14 protein-coding genes are annotated in these 20,810 nt (G+C 40.8%); 12 read left to right on the forward strand and 2 right to left on the reverse strand.

The features are described 5' to 3' along the window. Positions 1 to 17: 17 nt before the first annotated feature. The 12 genes from Q4G98_RS00720 (at position 18) to Q4G98_RS00775 (ending at position 17,956) form a co-directional block, all read left to right on the forward strand. Positions 18 to 449, forward strand: coding sequence for a DUF1850 domain-containing protein (locus tag Q4G98_RS00720; protein ID WP_293662333.1), 432 nt, complete (start codon positions 18 to 20; stop codon positions 447 to 449). 42 nt (positions 450 to 491) lie between these two features. Then, positions 492 to 2,465: a TRAP transporter fused permease subunit gene (locus tag Q4G98_RS00725; RefSeq protein WP_177561818.1), complete on the forward strand. Its 1,974-nt coding sequence runs from the start codon at positions 492 to 494 to the stop codon at positions 2,463 to 2,465. 225 nt (positions 2,466 to 2,690) lie between these two features. Beyond that, positions 2,691 to 4,355 carry a ribonuclease J gene (locus Q4G98_RS00730; protein WP_177561782.1) on the forward strand — a complete coding sequence of 555 codons (1,665 nt, stop codon included), beginning with the start codon at positions 2,691 to 2,693 and terminating at the stop codon, positions 4,353 to 4,355. Between the two features lie 22 nt (positions 4,356 to 4,377). After that, the gene (locus tag Q4G98_RS00735) at positions 4,378 to 6,831 is read left to right on the forward strand and encodes a DNA translocase FtsK (protein ID WP_298564580.1); all 2,454 of its coding nucleotides are present in this window, start codon (positions 4,378 to 4,380) and stop codon (positions 6,829 to 6,831) included. A gap of 23 nt (positions 6,832 to 6,854) precedes the next feature. Next, positions 6,855 to 7,703 (forward strand): helix-turn-helix domain-containing protein, encoded by an 849-nt coding sequence (locus tag Q4G98_RS00740; RefSeq protein WP_298564578.1) that lies wholly within the window; start codon positions 6,855 to 6,857, stop codon positions 7,701 to 7,703. A 21-nt stretch (positions 7,704 to 7,724) separates the two neighbouring features. Next, positions 7,725 to 9,581 (forward strand): YgiQ family radical SAM protein, encoded by a 1,857-nt coding sequence (locus Q4G98_RS00745; RefSeq protein WP_301961798.1) that lies wholly within the window; start codon positions 7,725 to 7,727, stop codon positions 9,579 to 9,581. A gap of 15 nt (positions 9,582 to 9,596) precedes the next feature. Then, positions 9,597 to 10,610, forward strand: coding sequence for an ABC transporter substrate-binding protein (locus tag Q4G98_RS00750; protein ID WP_298565743.1), 1,014 nt, complete (start codon positions 9,597 to 9,599; stop codon positions 10,608 to 10,610). 14 nt (positions 10,611 to 10,624) lie between these two features. After that, the gene (gene rimO, locus Q4G98_RS00755) at positions 10,625 to 11,956 is read left to right on the forward strand and encodes a 30S ribosomal protein S12 methylthiotransferase RimO (RefSeq protein WP_298565741.1); all 1,332 of its coding nucleotides are present in this window, start codon (positions 10,625 to 10,627) and stop codon (positions 11,954 to 11,956) included. 24 nt (positions 11,957 to 11,980) lie between these two features. Next, on the forward strand, positions 11,981 to 13,237 hold the full coding sequence (locus Q4G98_RS00760) for a competence/damage-inducible protein A (RefSeq protein WP_177561770.1): 1,257 nt from the start codon (positions 11,981 to 11,983) through the stop codon (positions 13,235 to 13,237). Between the two features lie 3 nt (positions 13,238 to 13,240). Then, positions 13,241 to 14,833 carry a DEAD/DEAH box helicase gene (locus tag Q4G98_RS00765; protein ID WP_177561768.1) on the forward strand — a complete coding sequence of 531 codons (1,593 nt, stop codon included), beginning with the start codon at positions 13,241 to 13,243 and terminating at the stop codon, positions 14,831 to 14,833. Between the two features lie 62 nt (positions 14,834 to 14,895). Continuing rightward, positions 14,896 to 16,707 (forward strand): GTPase HflX, encoded by a 1,812-nt coding sequence (gene hflX / locus Q4G98_RS00770; protein WP_298565737.1) that lies wholly within the window; start codon positions 14,896 to 14,898, stop codon positions 16,705 to 16,707. Positions 16,708 to 16,720: 13 nt separating this feature from the next. After that, entirely contained in the window at positions 16,721 to 17,956 is a 1,236-nt protein-coding gene (locus Q4G98_RS00775; protein ID WP_177561764.1) for a methionine gamma-lyase family protein, read from the forward strand. Positions 17,957 to 18,106: 150 nt separating this feature from the next. On the opposite strand, the gene lexA is transcribed toward Q4G98_RS00775, so the two are convergent. Both lexA and Q4G98_RS00785 read right to left on the reverse strand, forming a co-directional pair. Beyond that, positions 18,107 to 18,766: a transcriptional repressor LexA gene (lexA, locus tag Q4G98_RS00780; RefSeq protein ID WP_177561762.1), complete on the reverse strand. Its 660-nt coding sequence runs from the start codon at positions 18,764 to 18,766 to the stop codon at positions 18,107 to 18,109. Between the two features lie 453 nt (positions 18,767 to 19,219). Further along, entirely contained in the window at positions 19,220 to 20,782 is a 1,563-nt protein-coding gene (locus Q4G98_RS00785) for a hypothetical protein (protein WP_177561760.1), read from the reverse strand. Positions 20,783 to 20,810 lie beyond the last annotated feature (28 nt).

Consider the following 20,810-nt stretch of genomic DNA (forward strand, 5'->3'; position numbering starts at 1 on the left):
TATTAACGTGTTTGGGTATGTTGTTTTGGTATGCTGATCAATTGATAGTTTCATTGAACCCGGAAGGTGGGTTGCCAAAACAATATTTTACTGTTGAACCGGGAGAGCTTTGGAATATAGAATTTAAACATTCTTATGAACTGACGCAAGTCGAAGAGTTTTTCCAGGTGAACGGTGTGGACGATATGACTATGATTTACACTAAATATAAATCTCTTGGCTGTGGTTTACCTTTTTCTGGCAGTGAAGGTAAACTTGTTACCGAACCAGACGGGAAATTTAAATTAGTTATGAACAGACCATACAAAACAGTAAAAATAAGACCGGCTGTTCAGGCCAGGCAGAAAGTGATTCACAATGGTAAAGTTTATGATTTATGTGAATTATATGGGCATGGTACATTAATAGAAATTAAAGCTGAGAGACGTTATCAGTATTGGTTTAATTGATTTTTTTAGAGAGGAGAGGGCCGTATGGAAGAAAAAAAGAATATGGCATCACCTGATGACAAATTCAACGAGAAGGATTCTAAAACGGGCATGTCTGCTGAAGAAGTCATGCAGAAGTTTGACAAAGAATCTGACAAACGTAATTTAACAGGATTGTGGGACAAACTGGTCTCCTTTATCTGTATTGCCTTCGCTGTTTTTCAGTTGTATACTGCAACGTTTGGTGTACTTGATGCGCACTTACAAAGAGCGATTCATCTGGCATTTGGTTTTTCACTGATTTACCTTTTATATCCGGGCAGAAAAAGCTGGTCTCGGGAAGCTATGCATCCTTTAGATGTTATTTTTGCCGTTTTAAGCGTGTCCAGTGCTCTTTACATTGTAGTTTTCTACAATGAACTTGTTTTAAGGGCAGGCATGAATACTGAATTCGATTTCAGTATTGCTTTTATTGGCACATTACTTCTGTTTGAAGCAGCCCGCCGTGTTGTTGGCTGGCCTATGCTGACAGTAGCGCTGTTTTTCATGTTCTATGCTTTTGCTGGTCCGTATATGCCGGGTATCCTGGCACATCGCGGTGTAGGTATGCAGGAAATGTTCGACCATCTGTTCTTTACGACTGAAGGTATTTTTGGTACGCCGCTGGGTGTATCCTCGACATTCATTTATTTATTTATCCTCTTTGGTTCTTATTTGGAAGCTACCGGTCTTGGCAAGCTGTTTATTGACCTGGCTAATGCTGTTGCAGGCTGGGCGGCAGGCGGACCTGCCAAGGTTGCCGTATTATCCTCCGGTCTAATGGGTACAGTATCAGGCAGTTCCGTTGCTAACGTAGCGGGTACAGGCGCTTTTACGATCCCTATGATGAAAAAACTGGGTTATCGTCCTGCGTTTGCAGGCGCAGTAGAAGCAGCTGCTTCCACCGGCGGACAGCTGATGCCTCCGGTTATGGGTGCTGCCGCGTTCTTAATGGCAGAATTTGTTGGCGTTCCTTATATCGAAGTTGTTAAAGCTGCCGTTATTCCGGCATTGTTATATTACATCGGTGTTTGGCTTGGCGTTCACTATGAAGCTAAAAAATACGGCTTAAAGGGAACACCGCGTGATCAATTACCAAAGTTTGGTAAATTGTTTATGGAAAAAGGCCATTTGATTTTACCGCTGGCGATCATCGTGTACTTATTGGTATCCGGTTATACGCCGATGCGTGCGGCTTTATGGGCTATCGCTCTGACTCTTATCTGTTCCTGTCTGCGTAAATCAACAAGGATCACTTTCAAAGATGTTGTCAGGGGCTTGATCGAAGGTTCTAAAGGTGTTCTTGGCGTTTTGATAGCATGTGCCACGGCTGGTGTTATCATTGGTGTTGTTACCAAGACCGGCGTTGGTCTTAAACTGGCGACAGCACTGCTTGATCTGGCAGGCGGCAATTTATTGCCGGCTATGTTCTTTACCATGATCACATCGTTGCTTCTTGGTATGGGCGTGCCTACGACTGCCAACTATGTTATTACCTCGACGATTGCCGCACCGGCTCTGGTGCAGATGGGCGTTCCTGTTTTAGCAGGGCATATGTTTGCGTTTTACTTTGGTATCGTTGCCGACGTAACTCCTCCTGTTGCTTTAGCAGCTTACGCAGGAGCTGGTATTTCTGGTGCTGATCCAATGAAAACCGGCGTTGCTGCTGCCAAACTGGCGATCGCGGCCTTTATCGTTCCGTATATTTTCGTGTTATCACCTGAACTGCTGATGATTGATGCAACTCCGTTTACGATTACTTTTGCCTGCACAACGGCAATTATTGGTATGTGGGGTGTGTCAATCGCTATGATTGGTTTCTGTCAGTCCAAGCTGAATGCTCTGCAAAGACTGCTGTTCTTTATCGGCGGCCTGAATATGATTATTCCTGGTGCTGTTACCGATGCTATTGGCGTAGTTATTCTTGCAGCTGCTTTCTTCTGGCAGCGTATGAATAAAAATAAAGGACCTATCGAAAATCACGGTGAAGATCTGTAAAAGCTTTCAAACAAGCATACCTTTTCAGGTATGCTTGTTTTTTTATGTGCAGTTCACGTAATATTTACAATAAAAATTTACTGATAATTGATTAAACATTTGTTTTTCTGCATGGTTTAATGTATAATATACCGTAGAGTAGGTGTGCGGTTAATAGATTTTATTACTAGAGGTCTAAATACTTGTACGGAAATAATTTTAAAATTTTTTGGAGGTGTATTTTTTTTGAGTAAAACACAAAGTAAACTAAATATTATTCCCTTGGGCGGATTAGGGGAAATTGGTAAGAACATGACGGTATTCCGCTATGGCGACGACATCATTCTTGTCGATGCCGGTTTAATGTTCCCGGAAGATGACATGCTTGGTATTGACCTTGTCATTCCTGACATTACCTATCTTTTGGAAAATAAAGATAAAGTCAAAGCCATATTCTTAACGCATGGTCACGAAGATCATATCGGCGCTTTGCCTTATGTAATGAAACAAATAGATGTTCCGGTTTATGGTACTGCCTTGACACTGGGTATCCTGCAGGGCCGTTTAAAAGAAAACGGCGTCAGCTCGAATGCCTGCAAAGTCATCAAACCCGGCGATAAGATCCATGCCGGCTGCTTTAAGGTAGAATTTATCCGTGTCAATCACAGTATTCCCGACGCGGTAGCCCTGGCGATCCATACTCCTGTCGGACTGATAATCCATACCGGTGATTTTAAATTCGATCAAACGCCGGTTGACGGTCAGGTAACAGAATTCAATAAATTTGCCGAATTTGGCGATCAGGGTGTTCTGGCTCTGCTGGCAGACAGCACTAATGCAGAAAGACCCGGTTATACACAAAGCGAGAAGGTCGTCGGCCAAACTTTTGACGATGAATTCCGTTATGCCAAACACCGCATTATCGTAGCATCATTTTCTTCTAATGTTCACCGTATCCAGCAGGTCGTAGACAGCGCTATCCGTTATAAACGTAAAGTAGCTGTTATTGGACGCAGTATGGTCAATGTCGTCAATATTTCGATGGAATTGGGGTATTTAAAAATACCTGAAGGAGTTCTGATCGATATTGATGAAACAAGCAATTATACTCCCGATAAAATCGTGATCATTACAACAGGCAGCCAAGGCGAGCCGATGTCGGCTCTGACCAGAATGGCCATGTCAGATCATAAAAAAGTAGATATAGTTCCCGGAGACACCGTTATTATTTCCGCAACACCTATTCCCGGCAATGAAAAGCTGGTCTCCAGAACGATCGATCACTTATATAAACTGGGCGCCGATGTTATTTATGAAAAAAGTAACGGCGTACATGTTTCCGGACACGCCAGTCAGGAAGAGATCAAGATGATGCATAATTTAGTGCGTCCGAAGTTCTTTATTCCTGTGCACGGCGAATATCGTCACCTGATCAAACATGCTCAGCTGGCAGGCAGTCTGGGAATGCCACGCGAAAATATCGTCGTTGGCGAAAATGGCTGTATCATAGAATTGACTGCCAACAGTGTGGGTATCAATGGCCGCGTTCCTTCCGGTAAAGTACTGGTAGACGGACTTGGCGTAGGTGATGTAGGTAATATCGTCCTGCGTGACCGCAGACAGCTTTCGCAGGATGGTATTATGATAGTAGTAGTTACTATCGATAAAAATACCTGTACCGTTGTTTCCGGCCCTGACATCGTTTCCCGCGGTTTTGTCTATGTACGCGAAGCCGAAGGTTTGATGGAAACTGCTAAAGAAAAAGTGCAGCAGGCATTGGATAAATGCGAGCAAAGCAATGTCTCTGAATGGTCGGTCATCAAATCGGCTGTCCGTGATTCACTGGGTCGCTTCTTATATGAGAAAACACGCAGAAGACCGATGATTTTACCTATTATAATGGAGATTTAATGTTGTAAATGAGGTGCCTAATTTGAGAAGAACCAAAGCAGAACGTACAGAACAACAGAATAACAGTCGTTTGGAGATAAGCGGCGTTCTTTTGCTTGCTTTAGGATGTTTTGCGGCAGCAGCTTATTTGGGCCTTCCCACAGGAACAATAGGTGCCTTTGTCGATAAAATTATGAGTTATACTTTAGGTAAAGGGGCATTTTTATTTCCGCTTGCCTGTATAGCTCTTGGCATTAGATTTTCTTTTACCCATCGAGGACTGGGTATTTCCAAAAAAGGATTAGCCCTGACATTATTGACGCTGTGCCTTTTAGGCACAGCTCATCATGTTTTTGTGCCTGTAGCCGGGGAAGAGCTTATTCCCGAACGCCTTAAAGAAGGCGGCGGCTTGTTGGGCGGGGTTTTTCTTTTAGCTTTGCGGCGTCTGGCGGGAACAGCGGGAGCCTTAATAATTTTACTGGCTGGTATTATCTGCAGCGTTTTATTAACAGGAAAATTATCGTTGAAGGCTTCGGCAGAAACAGCCGGACGTAAAGCTAAAAATATTGTAACCTACCAGAATCAGGATATTGAAACTACTGCTGAAACTTCTGAATTCAAGAATATGGAAGTTTTAAATACTGCCAATCCTTATAATAGCGAGGAATTTTCAGGTTTTACTTCCGGCATCAAAAAAGAAAGTCAGTTTAAACAAATTCTTCGTAAAGCTGTTGGCAGAAATGCAGCCAGTACTGAAGAAGCATTTTTAGAAAATGAACAGCCCTTTATAGAAGAATTCCCTGTTATTGAAAAAAACGAGCCGCATATTATTACGCGGCCGATCATAGATTTTAATAAACCGAAAGAAACTGCAGTACCAATGCCTGAGCAGGATTTTCTTAATCCTTACAAGGATCACAGCAAAAATCAAGCTTCTGGCAACATAAAAATTATTGATACTGCTGATAAAAATATTGCTGCTGATCTTCCGGTTCCCAAAAAAACCGTGAGTGAAAAATTGCAGCCAGAAGTTCCGCCGGCAGCAGAACCAAGTACCTACTTGTTTCCGCCTCTGGAACTGCTCAATCCTTCGTATGTTTCCAAAGACAAGCATACAGAAGAAGATATTCGCGAACAATGCGCGATTTTAGAACAGACTCTTGAAGATTTCCGTGTTCGCGCCAGCGTCGTTGCCGTTACCCGCGGCCCTTCTGTTACCAGGTTCGAACTGGAGCCTGCTCCGGGTGTTAAAGTCAGCTCGGTGGTGAACTTGGCAGACGATATAGCCTTAAAGCTTGCTGCATCAGGCGTTCGTATTGAAGCGCCGATACCAGGTAAAGCAGCTATTGGTATAGAAGTTCCCAACAGAAAAAATGATCCGGTATTTTTCAGAGAAGTAGTTGACTGTGATTTGGTGCGTCAAACCGAGTCAAAACTTTGTGTAGGGCTTGGCAAAGATATTAGCGGTAATATTATTACTGTGGATCTGTCTAAAATGCCGCATATGCTGGTTGCCGGCTCCACAGGCTCAGGTAAATCAGTATGTATCAATACGATCATTGCCGGTATTTTATACAAAGCCCGGCCTGAAGAAGTGAAAATGATCCTGGTTGACCCTAAGGTTGTTGAGCTTTCGAATTATAACGGTATTCCGCATTTGCTGACGCCTGTCGTTACTGATTCTAAAAAAGCAGCTTCGGCCTTACACTGGGCTGTTGCCGAAATGGAGCGCCGTTATAAGGCCTTTGCTGATAATCATGTGCGCGAGATCAACAGTTATAATGCTCAGGCAGCAGAAAAAATGCCTTTTATAGTCATTATTATCGATGAGTTAGCTGATTTGATGATGGTGGCAAAAGTAGATGTTGAAGATGCTATCCTGCGTTTGGCCCAGAAAGCCCGGGCAGCTGGTATTCATCTCATTTTAGCGACGCAGCGTCCTTCTGTTGACGTCATTACCGGTATTGTAAAAGCAAATATACCTTCACGAATTGCTTTTGCAGTTTCTTCGCAGACAGACTCTCGTACTATTCTGGATATGGGCGGCGCCGAAAAGCTTTTAGGCAAAGGCGATATGCTTTTTTATCCTATCGGGACAAACAAACCGGTACGTGTGCAGGGTGCTTTTGTCAGTGACAGTGAATTAAATAAGATAGTTGATTTCATAAAGAAGCAATCCATTCCAGTCGAATATTCTGAAGAAGTTACTCAGCAGGCACTTGAAAGTGACAGCAAAAGCTCTAATGGAATGGCTGAAAACGGCAATGACCTGATGAGTGACGAGCTTTTCGAAGATGCGGTCCGTTTGGTAATGGATACCGGCCAGGCCTCTTCATCGATGCTGCAGCGTAAGTTCAGGATCGGTTATACGCGTGCTGCCAGGTTGGTAGACTGTATGGAAGAACTTGGTATTATAGGCCAGTCTGTTGGCAGTAAGCCCCGCGAACTGATTATGTCGCGTCATGAAATAGAAGAACGCTTTTTTACAGCACAATAAATGAGATGGAGGAGGGTAAGCTTATGGATAATATAGGAGAAATTCTAAAAAATGCCAGACTTGAAAAGGGACTTTCTTTAGAGCAGGTAGAAGAAGCTACCAGTATCCGAAAAATCTATTTAGCGGCTATTGAAGCAGGTGATTATGCAAAAATTCCCGGAGATGTTTTTACTAAAGGCATTATACGTACCTATGGTAATTATCTGGGATTAAATGGACCTGAATTAGTTACCATTTATAAAGCCGCCTGTGCGGGAGTTGATCCGGAAGAAGTGAAACCTGCTGAAATCCGTACAACTTCTAAAATAAGTGTTACTCCTCATTTAAAACCACAAAAAAGTTCTCCAGGTATATTTACTTATTTGCTGTCGTTCCTTTTGTTAGTTATAGTTGCAGCTGCTGGTTATGTTTTTCTGCTTAATGGTAGTGATAAACCGGAAAATGTTGTAACGCCAAAACAATCAGCGCTGGGTCACGAGACTTCTAAACCCAGTGAAATAACTGATCAGGAAAAAGCAAAAATAGAAGCAGACGCGAAAAAAGCGAAAGAACGTGCCGAACAGGCCGCGGCTGCTAAAACAAAAAAAGAAGCTGCTGCTGATAAGCAGGCGCAGCAGAAACAAGCTGCCGCGAATCAGAAAAATGTAAATCTTTATATGTTCTGTAATGACAGATGCTGGGTAGAGGTTGTTGCGGACGGCGAAAAAGTTTTTGAAGGAACTTTGATCAGCAATCAGGATAAGAACTTCTCAGCTAACAAAAAAATTATTGTAAAATATGGCAATATCAAAGCAATGCAGATTGCTGTCAATGGAAAACCTGTTCCCACAGAAAAAGTTGATGGTGTTGTCGTTAAGGAATATAAGAAATAATATCGGAGGACAGAAATCCTGATGAAAGAATTTTTGCCGATTTCACAGGAAGATATCAATGCCCGCGGTTGGGAACAAATAGATTTTTTGTTTATCAGCGGCGACGCCTATGTTGATCATCCTTCCTTTGGACCGGCCGTTATTTGTCGTGTACTGGAAGCACAAGGTTATAAAGTTGCATTGCTCTGCCAACCAGATTGGCGCGAACTGAAGAATTTTGAAGCATTGGGTAAACCACGTTTAGCCGTGCTTATTTCAGGCGGTAATCTTGATTCGATGCTTTGTCATTATACAGCAGCTAAAAAACCAAGAAAAAAAGATTCTTATACCCCTGGTGGTGAGATGGGTAAGCGTCCCGATCATGCCACTGTTGTTTACTCACAGCAAATAAAACGCTTATGGCCGGAAATACCGGTTATTATCGGCGGGATTGAAGCCAGCCTGCGCAGATTTGCGCATTTTGATTATTGGGAAAATAAGTTACTGCCTTCAATTTTAGTTGACAGCAGGGCTGATCTTTTGATATACGGCATGGGCGAAAAGCAGATCGTAGAAATTGCCGACTATTTAGCTGGCGGAGCTGCTGTTGAAGATATTCATTATGTACGCGGCACAGCTTATTTAACAGATAACCTGGAAGGTTTGGATGAATTCGTTGAATTGCCTTCGCTGGAAAATATTTTAAAAAACAGGGAAGCTTTCGCTGATGCATACCGTTTGCAAAGTAAAGAACTGGACCCATTTTCAGGAAAAACTGTTGTGCAGAAAAATGGTCAGAAATTTGTTGTTCAAAATCAAGTGCCATTTCCGCTGTCACAGGAAGAAATGGATGCTGTGTATGATCTGGACTATATGCGCACCTATCATCCTGCCTATGAAAAATATGGCGGTGTACCTGCCATAGAAGAAGTGCAGTTCAGTATAATCAGCTGTCGTGGCTGCTTTGGCAGTTGTTCTTTCTGCGCTATTCATTCTCATCAGGGAAGAATCATTCAAACACGCAGCCATGAATCTATCCTTCGCGAAGCGAAAAAAATAACTGCATTACCAAATTTTAAAGGCTACATCCATGATGTTGGCGGTCCAACAGCCAATTTCAGACATCCTTCATGTGCCAAGCAATTGGAAGTTGGGGTTTGCCGTGACAGGCAATGCCTGTTTCCCAAGCCTTGTCCTAATCTTGATGCTGACCACAGTGATTATATAGAATTACTGCAAAAAGTCCGTGCGCTTCCGGGAATAAAGAAAGTATTTGTTCGTTCCGGTATCCGCTATGATTATTTGCTGGCAGATAAAAACGATCGTTTCTTAGATGAATTATGTCGTTATCATGTCAGCGGACAGTTAAAAGTTGCTCCTGAACATGTGGCCGAACATGCTTTAGCTAATATGGGCAAGCCTGGCAAAGAAGTTTATCTTAAATTCATGCGTGCCTTTAATAAAAAAAATAAAGAGATTGGTTTAAAACAGTTTTTAGTGCCTTACTTTATTTCCAGTCATCCCGGCTGTACTCTGCGTGATGCGGTAGAGTTAAGCGAGTTCCTGCGTGATATAGGGCATCAGCCTGAACAGGTACAGGATTTTATCCCAACTCCTGGAAGTGCTTCAACCGCGATGTATTATTCCGGTATCAATCCTGAGACCGGGAAAAAAGTCTTTGTTGCCAGAAACCCTCATGACAAGGCTATGCAGCGTGCCCTGATGCAATACAGGAACCCTAAAAACCGTCAATTGGTGAAAGAAGCTTTACAGAAAACCAATCGCGGCGACCTTATTGGTGATAATGCAGGCTGCCTGTTAAAAATAGCAGCTTCGTATAATCCTAAAGCACGTCATAGTAAAAATACGGCAAATCCTAAAATGAATAAACGGCGGTAAGACAGGAGGTTGAAGATGCCTCAGAAAAAGATACTGTTAATCATTGTCCTGCTATTCGTAGGTATAGCCTGGTTTGTTTTGGATACTGATAAAAATGAAACAACTATGGCGGTACATGGAAAAACTGAATTGTTATTATATTCCAACTTGGATAACAGTTTTTTACAGGCTTTAATCAGTGAATATAATAAGGAACACGACCGGGACACAGTTATAAAATTATTATTGCCGGAAGAAAGAGAACAGGGTAAATTACCGGATCTTTATCTTTTAGAGCATAATGAACTGCAGCTTTTAAGTAAACAACAGCGTTTATATGCCATTTTAAGCGAAGCCGGCGACTTATTGCCGTCAGCTTTTAAAGATGAGCAAAGCCAGTGGTTTGGCGTTTTTTATGATCCGATAGTTTTTTTAGTCAATCAAAATTATGCCAGAAAATATGGTCAGGAAAATATCTTGAGCTGGCAGGATATCATTAAGCTTCAAAACGTGCGTGTTGCAATGGAAAATCTTTCAGATTCAGCAAGTACCAGAAATTTTTTAGCCGCATTTGCAAGCAGGCGAGGTGAAGAAAAAACGCTGGCATATTTCAGGGGGCTTAACAGACAGATTCCTCAATATTCCCGCTTTCCTTTCACACCTATCCGTTTGACTACTGTTGGTGATGCTGATTTGGCGATTACTCGCCGCAGCTATGTATTTAAATATTTGGAAAATGATTTTCCTGCTTATATTGTTTTACCAAGCGAGGGGACTCCTGTCAGCTTGTATGGAGTTGCTGTAGACGCTGCTTCCAAAAAATACGAGTCCGCCCAGCTGTTCAGAGATTGGCTTTTAGTATCTGCACTGCCGCAGAAAGTTGCTTTAGAACAAAATACAGGCTATATATTTTTGTTAGCCAATGGGTTAAATAGAAATCATATAGAGCAGCCTGAGAAATTATGGCTCAATACGGCTTATGATACTCTGACTCAGCAGGAAGCTTTAACAAATAAATGGCTGCAGTCAGCAAGATTTGCAACAAAATAGATGGAGGAAGAAACGTGAAACTAGGCTTAGTAAGTCTTGGCTGTCCCAAGAATCTTGTCGATTCGGAAAGAATGCTGGGACTGATTCATGAACAGCAAATAACTATTACCAACGATCCTGCAGACGCAGACTTAATTATCGTCAATACCTGCGGTTTTATAGAATCGGCCAAAGAAGAATCGATCAATACGATCCTGCAAATGGGTGCATATAAAAATACAGGCAGCTGTAAATATCTAATTATTACAGGCTGTTTAGGACAGCGTTATGCCGAAGAACTTTTAGATAATATCCCTGAAGCCGATGCCGTTATCGGTACCGAATGTTATGAGGATATTGCTTATGTAATCCAGAGAGTTATACAGGGAGAACGCTTCATCATGCTGAAATCCCGGAAGAAACCGGAAATGGCGCCAACTGCTGCTCCGCGTATTTTAACGACTCCTGATTATATGGCTTATTTAAAAATCGCAGAAGGCTGCGACAATTGCTGTTCTTACTGCATTATTCCAAAACTGCGCGGACCGTATGTAAGCCGACCCTTTGAACAGCTTCTCAGCGAAGCAAAAGCATTAGTTGCTAAAGGCGTTAAAGAACTGATCGTTGTCGCTCAGGATACCACCAGATATGGTGAAGATCTTTATGGTAAGCTGCGTCTGCCAGAGCTGTTAAGTGAACTTAACAAGCTGGAAGGTTTAAAATGGATCAGAGTCATGTATTGTTATCCTAATAATTTTACTGACGATTTGATCGAAGCTTTTGCCAGCTTGGAGAAAGTATGTAAATATGTGGATCTTCCATTACAGCATGCCAGTGACAGACTGCTGGGCAGCATGAATCGTTATGATACTAAAGCTGAAGTAGAAGCTTTACTGAGCAAATTACGGAAGCGTATACCAGGTATCACGATCAGAACCACATTTATTGTGGGCTTTCCCGGAGAAACAGAAGCCGATTTTCAAGAACTGAAGGCTTTTGTAAAAGTGCAGCGTTTTGATAATGCCGGTGTCTTTGCTTATTCCCAGGAAGAAGGGACAGTGGCAGCAACATTGCCGGAACAAGTAGCTGAACAAGTCAAGGAAGAACGTTTTCACGAATTGATGGCTTTGCAGGCGCAAATATCCGAAGAACTGCATCAGGAAATGGAAGAGCAGATACTGGAAGTACTTGTAGAAGGCCGCGATGAAGAAAACCCTGAGCTTGCTTTTGGGCGTTCTTATAGAGAAGCACCTGATATCGACGGCAGTATTTTTATTGAAAATGCGGGAGCAGTTCAGGCGGGCGCATTTATCAAAGTAAAAATTTTGCAGGGTTTTACCTATGAAATGGTAGGAGAGCGAATTTAATTTGCCGGCAAGGGGGCAAAACAAATGATAGTTGAAGTAGTAAATACAGGTACTGAATTGCTATTGGGAGAAATACTTAATACTAATTTTCAGTATTTGTCACGGCAACTAAATAAATTGGGCTATGATGTACTTTATCAGACTACTGTTGGTGATAACGAAGAGCGCTTGAGAAGCGTTTTAAAGATTGCTTTAGAAAGAGCGGATATTGTTATTACTACTGGAGGCCTGGGCCCAACAAGAGGCGATATAACGAAAGAAGTTATCGCCGATATGCTGGGGTTGGAAATGTATCTGGATTTAGATACATGGGACAGGATCAACAGCTTTTTTGTAAAAAAAGGTTTGTGCATGTCGTCTAATAATGATAAACAGGCTATGGTCCCGTTGGGAGCAGAAATTTTAACTAACGAAGTTGGTACTGCGCCTGGGTTGGCCCTGGAACATGATGGAAAGCTGATTGTTCTATTGCCTGGACCGCCGTCAGAATTGACTTATATTTGTGAACAGAGATTTTTGCCTTTGCTTATGCGGCGCTACTCTCAACAGGGAGTAATTTATTCGCGGATTTTAAAAATGCGTGGTATTGGAGAATCATCTGTAGCAGCTCAGCTGGATGATATCATTACTTCTCAGAGCAATCCTACTATTGCTATTTATGCGCGTCGTGGAGAGATTATTGTTCGTATCACAGCCAAAGCAGCGGATATTGAAGCAGCCAAAGCAATGATTTCCGGTACAGAAGCACAGATTTATGAACGCTTGAGTAAATTTATTTACGGTGTTGATGATGCTTCTTTAGCAGAATATCTTGGCCAGGAGCTTTTAAACAGCGGCAGTACGATTGCCTTTGCAGAATCGTGTACCGGAGGCTTAGCCAGCAGTATGATCACTGATATTCCCGGAAGCAGCGAATATCTCTTAGGCAGCGTCGTGACTTACAGCAATATGGCCAAACAGAAGCTTGTTAATGTATCTGCTGAAAATCTGGAAAAATACGGCGCTGTCAGTGAACAGGTTGCCTGCGAGATGGCTGCCGGAGTAAAAGACCTTTTTGGAACTACTTATGGTGTAGGTATCACTGGGATCGCAGGTCCCGGGGGCGCTACAGAAGAAAAACCCGTAGGCTTAGTTTATATGGCTGTAGCTGATGGCAATGACGTACGTTGTGTTAAACATCTTTTCGGCGGAACCAGAACTGAAAATAAATTGCGTAGTGCGTTAGCGGCTATTTCTATGGTAATAGATAAAATAAAAGATGGAAGAAATGAGGAAATTTAAACAATGACAACTAATTCACAAGAAATGTTCGGCAGCTTACTGCTGGATAAAAAAATCGTATCAGCTTTGACAGCTATGGGGTTTGAAGAACCTTCACCAATTCAGGAGCAAACTATTCCTTTAGTATTGGAAGGCAGCGATGTTATCGGTCAGGCTCAAACCGGTACTGGTAAAACAGCTGCTTTTGGTATTCCTGTTGTTCAAAGTATCACCGATCATCGTCATATCCAGGCTTTAATTATGACTCCGACCCGCGAACTGGCAATCCAGGTCGCAGAAGAAGTAGGTAAGATCGGACGCAGTTCTAAAATCAAAGCACTGCCGGTATATGGCGGCCAGCCGATCGATCGTCAAATCAGGGCTTTACGCAGCGGTGTACACATCGTTATTGGTACACCGGGACGTTTAATAGATCATATCAAACGCAATACTATCAAACTTGATCATATCAAATTCCTGGTCCTTGACGAAGCTGATGAAATGCTTGATATGGGCTTTGTTGACGATATGGAAGAAATCATGAAAAATCTTCCGGCAGAACGTCAAACATTGTTGTTTTCAGCAACAATGCCCAGACCTATTTTGAGCCTTACCAAAAAATATATGAAGGCTCCGAAAAATGTTACTATCAGCAAAGAAGAACTTACAGTTCCTCTTATTGATCAGTATTATTTTGAAACAAAAGATAAGATTGAAGGTTTGTGCCGCTTGCTGGATGCAGAAATAGACGGTAAACTGATTATTTTCTGCCGCACTAAAAAGGGTGTTGATGACCTTGCTATTGCTTTAGGCAGCCGCGGTTATATGGCCGAGGGCCTGCATGGTGATCTGAGCCAGACTCAGCGTGACCGCGTTATGAAAAAATTCCGTGACGGAAGTGCTGATATACTTATCGCAACTGACGTTGCTGCCCGCGGTATCGATATTGATAATATTACCCATGTTATCAATTTTGATATCCCACAGGATCCGGAAAGCTATGTTCACCGTATCGGACGTACCGGCCGTGCCGGCAATACCGGTGTGGCGATGACCTTTATTACTCCGCGCGAATTCCGTCAGCTGAAACTTATTGAACGTACTACTAAAACTAAAATAACACGCCGTCAATTGCCGACTACAGCCAATGTTGTTGAACGTCAGCGTGAAATGATCGTTTCGAAAATGCAGAGCGTGCTTGATCAGGCTAACTATCATGACTATATGCCTATTGCCGCAAGCCTGTTAAAGGAATATGAAGCGGAAGATGTTGTTGCTGCTGCTTTAAAACTGATGCAGGAAGGCAATAAAGCTTTAGAAGCTCCTGAAGAAGATGTTTTATCTAAAGATTTAAGCAATACTGGTGGTCGTCCTGGCATGGTACGTCTTTTCATGAACATCGGCCGCAGTCAAAAAGTTACTGTTCAGGATATAGTTCGTACTATTGCTATTGAATCGGATATTCCTGCCAAAGAGATTGGTCTCATAAATATTTACGACAAATTTACTTTTGTAGAAATCCCGGCAGACTTTGCTGAAAAAGTATTAGGTTCTATGCACAAAAACACGATTAAGGGTTATAAAGTCAATGTCGAACCGGCGAAAGCTCGTCAATAATAGTAAGTAAAGGAAGAGCAGATATGGTATAAATGCCATGTCTGCTCTTTGAGGTGTAAATCATGCGTGAAATTTCAGGTAATAAAAAAGGAATACGTGACTCTGTTTTAAATGAATTAATTACTTTGTATGATATACAAGTGCCGTTAGGACAGCTTATTTCTGCTGAATTAGCTTTAAAATTAGCCGATATTACTGAATTTATTAACAGAGAAATCTCTCTTTATATTTCTCGAAGCGGACAAATAACTAATATTGTGATCGGCGGTAATGACAGTGTTGAGTTACCGGCAGTAGAAGGCCGCAGGGGAAGTGGCAGATTGAGCGGCATACGCTGCGTTCATACACATCCAAATGGTAATCCGGCACTGAGCGGCGTTGATTTTTCAGCTTTAAAAAATAATAAATTCGATGCCATGGTTACAATAGGTGTTACCGCACCTGATTATACGCAGTCCCTAATTTCTTTTGCCATGATAGTCGGGCTCGATAAAGAAGAGCAGTTTATCTGTGATGAATATGGTCCCTTTTCACTGGCAGAAGCCGAAAATATTAATTTTCTCAATATCATCAATACGATAGAGCGCATTTTAGATAAGCAAACCAGCAGTTCGAGTTTGGCAGTTGCTGCAGAAAAAACTATTTTAGTCGGTATGGACCGGGGACAAATAAAAGGCGGCTGGACTGCTGAAGACTCGCTTGAAGAGCTGAAACAGCTTGCGGATACTGCTGGAGCCGTAGTAGTAAACAGATTTATCCAACGCCGCGCCAAACCTGATCCGGCGTTTTTTATCGGCAAAGGTAAAGTGCAGGAACTGGCATTGTACGCACAGCAGGAAAATATTGATCTGTGTATCTTTGATGATGAATTGACACCGGCACAACAAAGAAACATAGAACAGGTAATGGGCGTACGGATTCTTGATAGAACCGCGTTGATCTTAGATATTTTTGCTCAACGAGCTCGTACAAATGAAGGTAAATTACAGGTAGAATTAGCGCAATTACAATATAATTTACCAAGAATCATGGGTAAAGGGCTTATTTTGTCACGTTTGGGCGGTGGTATTGGTACCCGCGGTCCCGGTGAAACCAAATTGGAAGTTGACCGCCGGCGTATTCGTGACCGTATCGCTTTTATTAAAGAATCTATTGAAAAAGTCCGTGCTGTCAGAACCTTACACCGTATAAAAAGAACAAAAAATCAAGTTCCCTCTATAAGCCTTGTCGGTTATACTAACGCCGGCAAATCTACATTATTGAATCTCCTTACACAATCTGATATTTATGCTAAAGATCAATTATTTGCAACGCTTGATCCTACTACACGTCAGTTGATATTGCCTGATAAGCATGAAGCTATCCTCACTGATACGGTCGGCTTTATTCAACGCCTGCCGCACCAATTAGTAGCGGCATTCAGATCTACTTTAGAAGAAGTGGCGGAAGCAGACTTACTGCTGCATGTCATTGATGTCAGCCATGAATTATATCAGGAACAAAGTGATGCTGTTTATAAGGTCCTGGAACAAATTGGTGCACAGGATAAACCAATACTGACTGTTTTTAATAAAATAGATAAGTTGCCTCCTGAAAATGCGTTGGTACAGCGCTTGTCACAGCAGGAAAACAGTGTTTGCATATCAGCCAAAAGTGGTGCTGGTATTGATGAACTTTTAATTTTGATTTCAGAAAATCTAAAGCTAAAATCTATAGAAGTGACTTTACTTATTCCTTACACCGAATCCGATAAAGCAGCTAAATTACATACTATAGGCACTGTTTTAGAACAGGAATACAAAGACAGCGGGACTTTGTTAAAAGTACGTCTGGCATCTGAACAATTAACTGATTTTGAAAAATTTATAATATAAGGGCGGCATAAAAATGACTGATTTTAAGAAAATAGAAGAAGCAGCTTTATTAGAGGTATTGCAAGCTGCTAAACGCTATGAAGAAGCAGCTTTATATAATACCGAAAAAGTTATGCAGGCTTTTAGAAAGCATATGGTATCAGACTTTTATCTAAAACCCACTACAGGATATGCTTATTCTGATGTTGGTCGAGAAAAACTGGATGAAATATACGCTGATATTTTTAAAACTGAGGCGGCGTTAGTGCGATCACAATTTGTTTCCGGAACCCACGCTTTAGCTGTTGCCTTACTGGGAGTTTTAAAAGCAGGCGATGAGATAATAGCTGCTACGGGGGCTCCATATGATACGATGCAGACTATTATCGGTGTACCTGTAAAAACGCCAGGCTCGCTTGCTGATCTGGGAGTAATCTATAAAGAAATTCCAATGACAGGCTCGCAGGTCGATCTTGAGAAAATAAAGTCCTCAATTACAGCTAAAACAAAATTGGTGCATATCCAACGGTCATGCGGTTACAGCAGTGTACGTAAAACATTAACCGTAGAAGAAATCGGGACGATCTGCAAAGCTGTTAAAACAGTAAATCCTGAGATCATTTGTTTTGTTGATAATTGTTATGGCGAATTTATTGAAAAGGAAGAACCAACAGAAGTTGGAGCTGATCTTATGGCAGGCTCTCTCATCAAAAATCTTGGTGGTGGTCTTGCTCCTACAGGCGGCTATATTGTTGGCAGAAGAGATTTAGTAGAACTTGCTTCCTATCGATTAACTGCACCTGGTTTAGGTGGAGAAATGGGCGCTACCCTTGGCGATACAGCAAGAGAGTTCTATCAGGGACTGTTCCTGGCTCCTCATGTCGTGTTACAAGCTGTTAAAACAGCAATTTTTGCCGCAGCAGTTTTTGACCGTTTAGGTTATCAGGTTACTCCCGCTGCAGGTGACAGAAGAAGTGATATCATACAGGCAATTTGCTTGGAAACTAAAGAACGTTTATGTAATTTTTGTGTGGCCATTCAAAGCAACTCTCCAGTTGACGCACATGTGGCGCCAGTACCTGCCATGATTCCCGGCTATCAGGATGAGATAATCATGGCAGCAGGTACTTTTGTCCAGGGTGCATCAATTGAATTAAGTGCGGACGGCCCTTGTCGTGAACCTTATAATGTCTATTTCCAGGGAGGACTTACTTTTGAGCATGGACGTATTGCAATTATGTCAGCAGCCAAAATGGTAGGGGAGAAATAGCTAAAATTAAATATTCTTATAAATACTAAAAAAGCAGCTAAGATGAATGATAAATCACCTTAGCTGCTTTTTACTGTTTAAGAAAGATAAAGACACCCATGTGATGTCACATGGGTGTCTTTATGATATTTTTATGGCGTAAAATAGATGTTATAGCATTCTGAATACAGCTATTACCTTACCAAGAACCTGAATATTATCAGTTCCTGTTATAGGAGTATAAGCATCATTTTCAGGCTGCAGGCGAATTGAACGTAATTCGCGGAAATAACGCTTAACGGTTGTTTCTTCGCCATCAATAAGAGCAACAACTATATCGCCATTATTAGCAAAATTTTGCTTTCTGGCAACAATATAGTCATGATCAAGAATACCAGCTTTGATCATACTATCTCCCGATACTGATAACATGAAAACATCTTCCTGGCAACCAATTAAATCCAAAGGAATAGGATAGGTTTCTTCGACGTTTTCCACTGCTAAAATAGGCTGACCAGCAGTAACTTTACCAACCAGAGGAACTGGAACAACTGTTTTCTGACGCCAGCTGCTGTCTTGTGTTAATTCAATAGCACGTGGTTTAGCAGGGTCTCTTTGCAAAAAGCCATATTCTTCTAATTTATGCAAATGCGTATGTACACTAGCACTTGAAGACAAACCTACAGCCTTGCCAATTTCGCGTACAGCAGGAGGATAGCCTTTAGCATAAACATGCTCACGAATAAAATCTAAAATCGCTCTTTGCCGATCAGAAAGCATTTCTTCTGTAATAACGCCATCAAAATCACTAAAACGTGCTCTTCTTGCCATAAAACCAGCCTCCAATTCCAATCCTCATAATATCTCGTAAAATTTTAGACAATAAAATTTATCGTTTCTAATTTCTTCTATTATATCAGGAACAGAAGAGAATGTCAAAACATCTGTTTGTAGTTGTTCGTTTAATGAACTTAGCAAAAGAACCTTATAGTCAACCTTATTTATAGAAAATTCTCGGCTTTTTATTTTATGTCCGATAATATATATTATGTAAAATACTAAACTCGAATTATAAATGTGTAATATGCTATTCACTAAGGATTTTACATAAAACCTTATGTCAGACATATATTTGACATATAAGCATTTTTAAACGATTATACTACAACTTATACTTGCTTTGTTTTTACAACGTCTTTAAAACGATTTATAGCGATGCTTTTTTATAAAAAATACCTGGATAATATTTTGATGCTATTATCCAGGTATCAGAACTAATATTTTTTAATGTCTTTCTGTCAGCAAGGAACTTTTAAATAAATCATAGTTATCAAATTCTTTTTGAATCAAATCTGCTTGTCCTGTTTGCTTTTGAGTAAAATAACAGAGCAAACTGATCCTGTTATCAGCATCAAAATAAATTTTCTTTTGTCCGCTGATAGACAGATCTGTTAAATTATTTTCTTTAAATACATCATAACCAGATTGATTGATTTTTGATAAATTCTTTGGTAGATGCAAATCCAGGTCATAAGTAAATTTGATCAGACAGTTTTCTTGATTGATCTCCATATCATGTGTGAAATTTTTGACCTGAACAAACTTTTCCAGCTTTGCTTTTTCACGAGGATTTAAAAATGGTTTATTCATAAATTCTTCAAACATCATCTTTGTAAAGAAAGGATTTTCTAAAAATTGCCTGGGACCCTGATCATGCGGACGATTCGATTGATATTTTGCTGAAATACCTATAAGGCCTTCGGAATAAGCCTTTAAAATTTTTCCTAAATCAAATTCACTGGTATTAATGTTCGATTCTACATTGATACTGGTATCAGTAGTTTTAATATTGAATAATTTGGAGTCTATATACTCCTTCCCCATCATTTCCAAGCTTTTTACAGGTAATGCAGAAAAGAAACTGATGGGCATATTTTCAAATTTTTGATTGCTTTGGATATAAAGCCAGTCATGAGGTATTTTAAAATCTTTGTCAAAAATACCATCTTTAATTATAAGTCCAGAATTCGACGCTTGCGGTTTAAAGAAATTTAGTTTTTTGGTAAACTCTTTAGAGAGTTTCTTATATGCACGTTTATCTACTCTGTTATCCGCAAGTTTTTGAATAAATTTATCCAGTCCATCTTTTTCCAGACTGGTCTCAGTCTGTTCATTTTCAGGAAATTCAACATAACCGCTGCTTATATTATATAATTGATCATTTTGTGATAATATATATATCTTCGAAATCAAATTATATTGTGCTGTCATTTGCTTGCCATCAGCACTAAATTTTACCGAAGGATTATATTTTTGCACAGCCTGCTGTTCCTTTTTACTATAGGCAACCGGCAGTTCAATAGCATAGTTAAGCAGCATATCATTATTGATTTCTAATGCTGGTATCTTATTAAGCTTTGTTATTTTATAGCTCTTTTCGCCTGGTAAGGATTGCATATTTTCCTGCATAAGTTTTTGCATATATACCTGCAATTCATTTTGTGGTGCAGTAAGATACGCATAAGCAGGATCAGCTAAAATATCTTTTCCTGCTTTAATATCTGCAGCTATTTTCTTTAAATCTTCTTCAAATTTATCTGTGGCAAAATCAGTTTTAGTATATGCTTCAACTGATTGCTGACTGATTGCAGCTATACCATGCATGCCAGCCTTATTACTGCCGGCTGCAAACAGATCTTTACTGACAATAACAGTATTATTATTGTTATTGTCAGGGATATCAACACTAAAACCAGCTTCTTCACTGCGATAGTCGAACGCATAACAAGTAGCAAGGCTGCCTAAAATACTAACTGCGACAATTCCTGAACAGATTGTTTTTTTCATAGCTATGTCTCCTTTGCATAAATACTGC

Source organism: uncultured Phascolarctobacterium sp. (genome assembly GCF_958349595.1).
Taxonomy (GTDB): domain Bacteria; phylum Bacillota; class Negativicutes; order Acidaminococcales; family Acidaminococcaceae; genus Phascolarctobacterium.

Coding starts and splice junctions, on each gene's coding strand:
- Q4G98_RS00740 (WP_298564578.1), top strand. CDS start 6,855: ATGGATAATATAGGAGAAATTCTAAAAAATGCCAGACTTGAAAAGGGA.
- Q4G98_RS00785 (WP_177561760.1), bottom strand. CDS start 20,782: ATGAAAAAAACAATCTGTTCAGGAATTGTCGCAGTTAGTATTTTAGGC.
- Q4G98_RS00725 (WP_177561818.1), top strand. CDS start 492: ATGGCATCACCTGATGACAAATTCAACGAGAAGGATTCTAAAACGGGC.
- Q4G98_RS00720 (WP_293662333.1), top strand. CDS start 18: ATGTTGTTTTGGTATGCTGATCAATTGATAGTTTCATTGAACCCGGAA.
- lexA (WP_177561762.1), bottom strand. CDS start 18,766: ATGGCAAGAAGAGCACGTTTTAGTGATTTTGATGGCGTTATTACAGAA.
- Q4G98_RS00745 (WP_301961798.1), top strand. CDS start 7,725: ATGAAAGAATTTTTGCCGATTTCACAGGAAGATATCAATGCCCGCGGT.
- Q4G98_RS00775 (WP_177561764.1), top strand. CDS start 16,721: ATGACTGATTTTAAGAAAATAGAAGAAGCAGCTTTATTAGAGGTATTG.
- Q4G98_RS00765 (WP_177561768.1), top strand. CDS start 13,241: ATGACAACTAATTCACAAGAAATGTTCGGCAGCTTACTGCTGGATAAA.
- Q4G98_RS00750 (WP_298565743.1), top strand. CDS start 9,597: ATGCCTCAGAAAAAGATACTGTTAATCATTGTCCTGCTATTCGTAGGT.
- Q4G98_RS00760 (WP_177561770.1), top strand. CDS start 11,981: ATGATAGTTGAAGTAGTAAATACAGGTACTGAATTGCTATTGGGAGAA.
- hflX (WP_298565737.1), top strand. CDS start 14,896: ATGCGTGAAATTTCAGGTAATAAAAAAGGAATACGTGACTCTGTTTTA.